At 60.4% G+C, this 543-nt stretch carries 1 protein-coding gene; it reads left to right on the plus strand.

Annotation, left to right across the window (positions count from 1 at the left end):
* The coding region (locus C2M17_RS08435) for an Ig-like domain-containing protein (protein ID WP_233997946.1) at positions 1-543 on the plus strand (543 nt) is incomplete at both ends.

Raw genomic sequence — 543 nt, forward strand, 5'->3', positions numbered from 1 at the left:
AGTCACTGGGCAAGATCTGTCCAGCCTCGCCGACGGCGAATTGACCGTGACCATGACAGTGACTGACGTCGCAGGGAATACAGGTACGGTAACCGATACCACCACCCTGGACACGGCCACACCTTCGGTGACCATCAACGACAACACCACCAATGACACAACCCCGGCCTTGACCGGCACCATAGATGATCCAGAGGCGAGCATCGTGGTGACTGTCGAGGGTGTGGATTACACCGCCACTAACAATGGCGACGGCACCTGGACCTTGGTGGACGACACCTTGCCAGCGCTTATGGACGGTAGCTACGAGGTCACCGTGACCGCCACCGACGGGGTGGGTAACAGTGGCACGGCCACGGGCAACCTAGTCATCGACACCAGCGCGCCCACCACGGGCGACGGTGCGAACAGCATCGCGTTCAATGACGGCGGCGATGAGCTGGTCAACGCGAACGAAGCCACGAGTATGAGCTTCACCGGCAGCGTTGAAGCGGGTGCCACCGTGAACAGCATCACCATCAGTGATGGCGTGACTACGATCAG

It is taken from the genome of Pseudoalteromonas sp. T1lg10 (assembly GCF_002964545.1).
Lineage (GTDB): Bacteria > Pseudomonadota > Gammaproteobacteria > Enterobacterales > Alteromonadaceae > Pseudoalteromonas.